General features: G+C 54.8%; 6 protein-coding genes. 5 read left to right on the top strand and 1 reads right to left on the bottom strand.

Translation table 11 applies throughout. The features are described from left to right. Window positions 1-258: 258 nt before the first annotated feature. Complete coding sequence (locus Q1B13_RS21825; RefSeq protein WP_299083686.1) at window positions 259-1,194, bottom strand: LysR substrate-binding domain-containing protein; 936 nt, start codon at window positions 1,192-1,194, stop codon at window positions 259-261. A gap of 238 nt (window positions 1,195-1,432) precedes the next feature. Here Q1B13_RS21825 and Q1B13_RS21820 point away from each other — a divergent pair, with 238 nt between their 5' ends. The 5 genes from Q1B13_RS21820 (at window position 1,433) to Q1B13_RS21800 (ending at window position 8,508) form a co-directional block, all read left to right on the top strand. Beyond that, entirely contained in the window at window positions 1,433-2,386 is a 954-nt protein-coding gene (locus tag Q1B13_RS21820) for an ABC transporter substrate-binding protein (RefSeq protein ID WP_298934777.1), read from the top strand. Window positions 2,387-2,468: 82 nt separating this feature from the next. Further along, window positions 2,469-3,497, top strand: a complete 1,029-nt coding sequence (locus Q1B13_RS21815) for a glycine betaine/L-proline ABC transporter ATP-binding protein (RefSeq protein ID WP_299083689.1) — start codon at window positions 2,469-2,471, stop codon at window positions 3,495-3,497. Then, the gene (locus Q1B13_RS21810; RefSeq protein WP_299083692.1) at window positions 3,497-5,479 is read left to right on the top strand and encodes a proline/glycine betaine ABC transporter permease; all 1,983 of its coding nucleotides are present in this window, start codon (window positions 3,497-3,499) and stop codon (window positions 5,477-5,479) included. Before Q1B13_RS21815 ends, Q1B13_RS21810 begins: the two co-directional genes overlap by 1 nt. A 14-nt stretch (window positions 5,480-5,493) precedes the next feature. Further along, window positions 5,494-7,893: a DUF1989 domain-containing protein gene (locus Q1B13_RS21805; protein WP_299083695.1), complete on the top strand. Its 2,400-nt coding sequence runs from the start codon at window positions 5,494-5,496 to the stop codon at window positions 7,891-7,893. 123 nt (window positions 7,894-8,016) lie between these two features. Beyond that, a complete protein-coding gene (locus Q1B13_RS21800) occupies window positions 8,017-8,508 on the top strand; it encodes a hypothetical protein (RefSeq protein WP_299083698.1) in 492 nt (163 codons plus the stop codon). Window positions 8,509-8,933: the final 425 nt, after the last annotated feature.

Raw genomic sequence — 8,933 nt, 5'->3', positions numbered from 1 at the left:
TTACCACCAATCTCCTGGATCGGCTGCTTACTGGCCTCTCGGGCAATCTCAATGTCAGATTTATAACTCATGTGGGCTTTTGCCTCCCTGCAGAATAGGCCAAACACGTCCGGACCCGACAGTCTGGTAGACCGGGTGCAGAATCAAATTATTTCTTTAAAGTAAATAAATATTCCCCATGGTCAATGTTTGAATTGTACAGCAACTGGATCAGACGCAGTTTCCGAAAGGCACAATAATTGAAATCAGACAGAAAAATTACGCGTAACGTTTTCGTCCAGCGCTGAGCCCCAAAAGCCAGTCTTGGACAATACGCTGTTCCGGAAACGCTTTGTGTGCGGGGCTTCTCAGCAGATAGTATCCTGAGCTTGTCCTAACCGATGCACCGTCAATTGGTCGAACCAATGCTTTGCTCTCAAGCAAGGGGTCAACAAGATGCGCCCATCCCAACGCGATACCCAAACCATCGACTGCTGCCTGCACGGACAATGGATAGGTGTTGAAGGCCACCGCACGTTCCATAGGAGACGTTGCAACACCGTTCGCCCCCAGCCAGGTGCGCCATGTCATCCATTCTGCGTGGCTGCTTGTGACTTCGATCAGGTCCAGCTGCGGCAGGGCAGTGAGATCAGTCGCCGACGGGTTAGTTCTTAAATACTCTGGGCTGCACACAGGAAACACTGTTTCACCAAACAGAAGTTGTGCCTCGTATCCGGGCCAATCGCCATCTCCGCGCAGTATGGTCAGATCCATAGCTTCAGACAAACACTCGGCGTCGCTGTCTGAGGACACAAGCGAAATCCGTATCCGACCATTGGACTTGTTGAACTTCCGCAATTGCGGCATCAACCAAAGCGAAGCCACGGAATTGGTTGCAGCAATCGAGACCGTATTTGCCTGATGCTTGGCCAACATATCCCGGCTGACATCTCGCATCAGATCGAGCGATTGTTCTACTGTTGCGAGCAGAATGGCACCCTGTTGCGTCAGGGACACCGACCGATGCCCCCGCACGAACAAGGGCACATCATAGTGTTGTTCCAGCAAACGTACTTTTCGACTGATTGCAGTCTCTGAGATATTCAGAACCTTGCTCGCTTGCGCAAAACTCTGCGCCTTGGCTGCGGCCTCGAAGGCCAAAAGATAGTCGAGCGGCGGTAGAACTTTACCGGTAGCTGGCGCTTTCTTTGGCATTTGACGACATAATCCCAAGCTGGACCTGTTCACGATCAGTATCGATGTTCCCGGGGCAAAACACGTTTGACCAGACAACCGATTGTTAAAATAACAAAATTTCTAGTTTGCCTCAAGAATTTATAGGCAAAGCCCCTCAAATCTCTGTTCTGTGTTCCCCGTATTTATGGGCAGAATGCAAAAATTCGGGACCGGAAGAGTCCTTACGCTGAAAATACTCGTCACTCAGGGAGCGAACATGAAACTTACAAACCTACTTTCTGCTGCAACCTTGGCAGCGGCAGCGGGAACCGGCGCGATCGCCGAAGACAGCAGCGATCCGATCGTTATCCCCATTCACAATTGGTCAAGCCAGATCGTGATGTCGAACGTTGTTGGTCTGATCTTCGAAGAGATGGGCAACAACGTCGAATATGTCACCACCGACAGCCAGGCTGTCTATGAATCGGTGCGCCTGGGTGACGTGGCGCTGGAAATGGAAGTCTGGGAAGGCGCGTTTGGCGCGTCCTACCGCGCGGCTCTGGAAAAAGGTGGCCTGCACGATGCTGGCGATCACGACGCAGTCACGCGTGAGGATTGGTGGTACCCGATGTGGACCAAGGACTCCTGCCCTGGTCTGCCAGATTGGCAAGCGTTGAATGATTGCGCACATTTGTTCGCTACAGCGGAAACCGGCGACAAGGGTCGGTATCTCGATGGTCCGGTTGACTGGCTGAAGCATGGTAAAGAACGGGCCGAGGCGCTGGATCTGAATTTTACCGTGATCAACGCGGGCTCGGCCGCGGCCCTCTGGGCCGAGATTGGCGCGGCTGAGGCCGACAAAACGCCGGTTCTGGTGTTCAACTGGACGCCAAACTTCGCCGAAGCTGTTTGGCCTGGTGAGTTCGTCGAATTCCCCGCATGGGAAGACGGATGCGACAAAGATCCGGCCAAGGGTCCGAACCCGGATGCGTTGTATGATTGCGGCAACCCCGCCAAGGGTTATCTGAAAAAAGCTGCATGGGACGGAATGAAGGACAAATGGCCGGCCGCGTATTGCGCCCTGACCGAGATTTCGTTCACCAACCCTCAGATTGCCGAGATGGCGAAATTGGTCGACACTGATGAGCTTGAACCGGAAGAAGCGGCAGAAGAATGGCTGGACGCCAATCGCGCCGTAGTTGATCCCTGGATCAGCGCCTGTAGCGGGTAATTCGGTCAATCTTAACGAAATTGGCGCGGCCTTGTTTGTCTCAGCGACGCAAGGCCGCGTCTAACTGGAAAGAAAAACAGCCATGTCCGCCGCAGCACCTGTGATCTCAGCCAAAAATGTCTGGAAACTGTTTGGGCCTTCGCCAGAAAGCTATCTCAAGTCTTTGCCCGAAGGCCGCAGCTTCGATGAGATCCGGGCCGATGGATACATCGCCGGTGTCAAAGACGTCTCGATCGAAGTGGGTCGTGGCGAAATGCTGGTCATCATGGGACTTTCAGGATCGGGCAAATCGACACTAGTGCGGTGCTTCTCGCGCCTGCATGACATTACGGGCGGTACTATCGAAGTTGACGGGCAGGACGTCATGAGCCTGAGCGAGCGCGAACTGATCGAGTTACGTCGCAAAAAGATGGGTATGGTGTTTCAGTCGTTCGGTCTGCTGCCACATCGTACGGTTCTGGAAAACGTGGCATTCCCACTGGAAATGCGTGGACAAGATCGCCACGACCGACGCGAACGCGCGTTGGAAGTCATCAAGCTTGTTGGGCTCGAAGGACGAGAAGAATATTTTCCGCGCGAGTTGAGCGGCGGTCAGCAACAGCGAGTTGGGATTGCCCGGTCACTGGCCATCGAGCCGGACATCTGGTTTCTGGATGAACCTTTTTCGGCACTGGATCCGTTGATCCGTCGTGAAATGCAGGACGAATTCCTGCGACTTCAGGAACTACTGGGCAAAACCATCGTCTTTATCACCCATGATTTTGACGAAGCGCTGCGCCTTGCCGATCGGATTGCGATCATGCGCAACGGCGCGGTCGAGCAATGTGATACCCCTGACAAGATCGTGATGAACCCTGCGACCGAATACGTGGCGAAATTTACGGAGGACATCGACAAAGCCCGGGTCGTGCATGCGCGAGGTTTGGCAAAACCGGTGAACGGACATGCATTGGAAGGTGCCCCGATCGATGGCGGTGCCACCATTCACGAACTGGCACGTGTGTTGGTCAATGACAACCGCATCCTGCTGCCGGTGGCAGATGACCAAGGCGTTGTAACCGGCGTGCTGGAGCGCGACGCCGCGTTGAACGTTCTTCTCGGAGCCGACTGATGGCCACACTGTCCACCGATCTGCCAGGCACAGCAGGCAAGCCGTGGGGTCGTACCAGAGTCCTGACGGTGCTACTGGTCACCGCCTTTGCGCTGATCCTTGCCAAGGCAGCGGGTATTTTGCCTGGATGGCTGAACCGCATCCCAGAAGCGGCGATCCCTCCGACGGCACAAGTGTTGGACGCGATTTTCAGCTTCATTCAGAATGACCTCGGTCTGATCTATGTGACCCGATTTATTGCCGAAGGCCCGCTAGAGTTCTTACTGGACACGTCAGCGAACCTTTTAGAAGGCAAACGGCGTTGGCCATTTCTGGGACCTATCCCGTGGTCAGCAATCGCCGCCGTGGCCGCTGTCATTGGCTACGCTGTTGGTGGGTGGAGGTTGGCCGCCTTGGGTGCGGGAACCTTTATTTGGACCGCAGCAATCGGGCAATGGAAGATCGCCATGCAGACGATGTCTGTCATCGTGGTCGCCGCACCATTGGCGTTTCTGCTGGGCTTGGGTCTGGGTATCGCCGCCTGGAAATACGGCTGGTTCGAGCGGATGCTAAAACCCATCCTGTCTGTGCTGCAAACCCTGCCCTTTTTCACATATCTTTTGCCAGCAGTCATCTTTTTCAAGGTGGGACCAACCGCCGGGGCCGTGGCAACAATTACCTTTGCTATTCCGCCAATGATCCTGATGACCACTCTGGGCCTGAAAAAAGTCAGCCCGGAGGTGATCGAGGCGGGTCAGATGTCTGGCTGCACCCGTTGGCAGATGCTGCGCCACGTTTATGTTCCGGCCGCACGTACTGAAATTCTGGTTGGCGTCAATCAGGTCATCATGCTGTGTCTGGCAATGGTTGTTCTGACCGCCTTCATCGGCATGCCGGGCCTTGGTGCCAAATTGCTGGCCATGATGGGCAGTTTCAAGCTTGGCCGATCCTTTGAGATTGGCATCACGATTGTTCTGCTGGCAGTCACCCTGGATCGGATGTCCAAAGCCTGGGTCGTCAAGCAACCGGTTCATTTCGAACGCGGCACACCGTGGTGGAAACGGCATCAGATTTCTCTTGTCGCTTTAGGTCTGTTCGTCGGGTTCATCCTGCTGTCGCAGTTGTTCCCGATCCTGGCTGAAATTGGTCGCAAGCAACACCTTAGCCAAGGCAAAGAAATCGACGTGGTCATCAAATCTTTCCTGGCCGTGGACTTCATCAAAGGAACGACCGAGTGGCTGCGCTGGTTCCTGAACGTCAAGGTATTGATCCCGTTCCGCAACACATTGCTGGCCATTCCGACACCTGCCTTTATCTTGCTTGTTGTTGCATTCGCCTATTGGGTCGGAGGGCGGCGACCGGGCATCTATGCCGCGATCTTTTTTACCATTGTCGCCTTCTCAGGCTGGTGGGACAGGTCCGTGATCACGCTCTATACTGTGATCTCTGCGGTTGCGCTGGCAACACTGATCGGCATTCCACTGGGCGTGGTTGCGGCCCGTTCGGCATATTGGTCCAAGAGCATTCTTTTGGCGTGCGACACCGCCCAGACCTTCCCCAGCTTCATATACCTGATCCCCGCGATCATGCTGTTCGGTGTCAATGACGTCGCTGTGGTGTTCTCAATCCTGATTTTCGCAGCGGTGCCGCTGATCCGATACACCATTATTGGTCTTGGCAGTGTGCCCTCGGAAATGACCGAAGCAGCAGACATGTCCGGGTCCACAAGGCATCAAAAGCTGATGTCGGTCCAGTTTCCATTGGCGCTGCCGACAATGGCGGTCGGGTTCAATCAGGCAATCATGTTTGCCTTCTTCATGGTCATTATCGCTGCCTTCATCGGCACACAGGATCTGGGACAGGAATTACAGCGCACACTAGCCGGGACCGAACTGGGTAAGAATTTTGTTTTGGGCCTGAACGTGTCGCTGATGGCACTGACCTTTGACATGGCAATCAGCAGTTGGGCCGAAAAGCGCAAACGCGCTTTGGGTCTGGATTAACCGGAGGATCGAAGATGAACGTTCAGCCCGTCTTTGAAGTACCTTATGAACGCAGCGGCGTTCTGACCCCCGGTCTTCCCATCCTGCCGCACGGGACGGAACGCCATCCGGTACCCGGTGCCGGGTCGCGGGCTGTTCCGGTCTCCAAGGGCGATACAATCACCTTGCTGGATCGAGACGGAATGCAACCCGCCGAGATGGTCTTCTTTGCCCCCGACCGAAGCTCTGATGCAGCGATGCTTGGAACACAAAGCCACGGCCGTCCCGAAGGGTTGATTGCGACCCTGGCAAACGGGTCGCCCTCGGGCAAAAAGGTGCTGCGCGCCTTGCAAGCCGCCGGATTCAACATCGGTAACGGCGACGCAATCCGGGCATTCACCGAAGGCTCGCGACCCGGCGACATGGTGCATTTCGTGGCCGAATGTGATGGCCTTCTGATCGTGGCCGCCCCAGGTGAGGCTATGCGACCGGAAAAGAGCAATCCCCCAACAGACATCATCCTGTATATCCAGCGCGCCGCCCCGGGTCTGGAGAAGCCCGATGTGGGTCCGCCCGAACCCTTGGCCGACCCACTAAGAGATCTCAACATTCAACCGGGCAACGCCAAATCCTATGAGGTCAAGGCCGGAGAGTATATCCAGATCGTGGATATCAGGGGGCGCGAATGCTCGGACTTCCAGGCCTTCAGCCGCCGCGCACTGGATCAGGGAATCGAGCGCGAAATTGACCCGACGACCACCCGCAGCCTGATGGGCAGTCTCTACCCGCAACCAGGGATATACTCGAAATACTGGTCGGTTGATCAGGAACCTCTGATCGAGATTGTTCAGGATACCTGCGGGCGTCATGACACCTTCGGATTGGCTTGCACTGCGCGATACTACGAAGATCTTGGCTATCCAGGGCACCTGAATTGCTCGGACAATATCAACAAGGATCTGGATCAATACGGTGTAAAGCCACGTGCTGGTTGGCCTGCGATCAACTTCTTCTTCAATACAATGCTGGACGACACAAATGCGATCGGCATGGACGACCCCTGGTCACGGCCGGGGGACTTCGTCCTGCTGCGCGCCTTGACCGATCTGGTTTGCGTCAGCACCGGCTGCCCCTGCGACATTGATCCGGCAAATGGCTGGAACCCCACCGACATTCAGGTGCGAACTTACAAGGCGACCGAGGATTTCAATCGATCCTATGGCTACAGAAAATCTGCGGAGGCGGACGTGGAAGACACCAAGAAAACTGCATTTCACGACTGCTTTGCCCGGCACACCCGTGATTTTGTCGAATACAATGGCTATTGGCTACCCAACACCATGACCAATCACGGCGCGATTGCCGAATACTGGGCCTGCCGGGACAAGGTCGCCGTGATGGACCTGAGCCCGCTGCGAAAATACGAGGTGATGGGCCCCGATGCGGAAGAGCTGATGCAGCTTTGCGTGACCCGCAACATGAAAAAGCTAAGCGTTGGCCAGGTCGTCTATACGGCAATGTGTTATGAACACGGCGGTATGATCGACGATGGTACGGTCTATCGGTTGGGCGAGACAAACTTCCGCTGGATCGGCGGCAATGACACAAGCGGGTTGTGGCTGCAGGAACAGGCGCTCAAGCGGAACATGAATGTCTGGGTGCGCAACTCGACCGACCAGTTGCACAACATCGCGGTTCAGGGACGTCACAGCCGCGACATCCTTTCAAAGATATTCTGGACGCCACCCCAGCAACCAACAATCGAGGAATTGCCGTGGTTCCGACTTGCAGTTGCAAGGGTTGGGGATGTGCAGGGTACGTCTGTCGTGATTTCACGAACGGGGTATTCCGGCGAGCTAGGTTATGAAATCTTCTGCCACCCAAAAGATGCCACCGAAATCTTTGATCGCGTCTGGGAGGTTGGGCAAGATTACGGAGTTACACCTCTGGGCCTCGCTGCATTGGACATGTTGCGGATCGAAGGCGGTTTGATCTTTGCGGGGTCTGAATTCGACGACCAGACCGATCCGTTTGAGGCTGGCATCGGCTTTACGGTGCCATTGAAATCGAAAACCGATGATTTTATCGGACGTGCCGCGATCGAAGACCGCAAGGCACACCCGCACCGCAAGCTGGTTGGTTTCGAAATCGAGGGGGGAACGGTTCCGTCGCCGGGCGACTGCGTGCGCTTCGGAAAAGCACAGGTCGGAGAGATCACCAGCGCCATGAAATCTCCAATCCTGGGCAAAGTCATTGCCTTGGGCCGGGTTGCGACCACCCATGCCACCATAGGAAGCGATATCGAGATCGGACAACTGGACGGTCAGCAAAAGCGCCTGAAAGCCAAAATCGTCCCTTTCCCGCATTTCGATCCGACGAAGGAGCGTGTGAAAGGCCTGTATTCCAAAGCAGATGTTCCTGACGCAGCCGAATGACTGCTCGGCTGCAGGTGTATTGTACAGAGCGTGAAATTGGCATGAAAGCTGATGCAGGCCTAAAAGCACAATCTCGAATTTGCCTTAGCGTCTGCAGCAAAAAACAGCGTTTTCGAGGTTCACATGTGCAAGTTCAGTGAGCACGTCAAAGCTCGGAGTGTCCCCAAAACAGGACCAGAAGCCATAACAAGCCATGGAATTCCATTGCTCAAGCGACTTGCCATCGTGACGATTATGGCCATTCAACCAACATCTGGTATGGCTGACGCATGCACGCGAATTTCTGCGCTTGAAAGCTATGAAGACACTGGTCTCGCCCCTGAAGGATCAATATGCGAGACTTTCGTTGGCTTGATCTACTCAAGAGGCGTTTCGTGCTTTTGGGAATTTCCATTCAGAAGCACCGAAGCCACAAGCATGTTCACCGTCATCTGGGCCGAAGTAACAGATTGTAAAAAAATGGTTTCTTCTTCTGACGACAAGCCCGTAAATCACCCAGACAGCTATCAACTCAAGGAAATGATCGCCAATGATGGCGCTTACCGCGTCGCAATAAAAGACAAAGGTTTAGAAAACCGTACTTTAGTGTTTTTGACTGTCGAGCAAGGCGATTGAATTGACTTATGCAGATGGCTTAGTCGGATGTGCGACAAATACTGAGATGAATTGAGAGGGCGGGGCCCCTTACTTTGATCGCGGCGCGAGAAGAACGGACTTTTCGCCTCCTGTGATCTAGCGCTTCAGAACAAGCTGATGGGTCAGATCAACCTTCTCAGCGTTGGTCACGGCCGGGTCAGCGAAGGCGGTTCATTTCTGATCTGACCTTTAGCACGGTCGCCACATGAGCTGTCGTCGACCCAATATCCAGAAACACAGAACCTCCGTATCGTGGTGCCGCGTTGAGGCCAAAAGCGTAACCCGCGCCTGGGGGCGTAGACCGGCCTAAAGCAATTTTCCTATCCGCTTCTGTATCTGCCTCGAACAGTGGACGAAGGAAGCAAATCGGTTTCCCGACCAGTCCCGTGTAATGCGGACGGTGC

This window comes from uncultured Ruegeria sp. (genome assembly GCF_947489545.1).
Lineage (GTDB): Bacteria > Pseudomonadota > Alphaproteobacteria > Rhodobacterales > Rhodobacteraceae > Ruegeria.
The sequence above is the reverse complement of the archived record's forward strand: the minus strand, read 5'-3'. Positions and strand labels throughout refer to the sequence as shown.

Coding starts and splice junctions, on each gene's coding strand:
- Q1B13_RS21825 (WP_299083686.1), bottom strand. CDS start 1,194: ATGCCAAAGAAAGCGCCAGCTACCGGTAAAGTTCTACCGCCGCTCGAC.
- Q1B13_RS21820 (WP_298934777.1), top strand. CDS start 1,433: ATGAAACTTACAAACCTACTTTCTGCTGCAACCTTGGCAGCGGCAGCG.
- Q1B13_RS21815 (WP_299083689.1), top strand. CDS start 2,469: ATGTCCGCCGCAGCACCTGTGATCTCAGCCAAAAATGTCTGGAAACTG.
- Q1B13_RS21810 (WP_299083692.1), top strand. CDS start 3,497: ATGGCCACACTGTCCACCGATCTGCCAGGCACAGCAGGCAAGCCGTGG.
- Q1B13_RS21805 (WP_299083695.1), top strand. CDS start 5,494: ATGAACGTTCAGCCCGTCTTTGAAGTACCTTATGAACGCAGCGGCGTT.
- Q1B13_RS21800 (WP_299083698.1), top strand. CDS start 8,017: ATGTGCAAGTTCAGTGAGCACGTCAAAGCTCGGAGTGTCCCCAAAACA.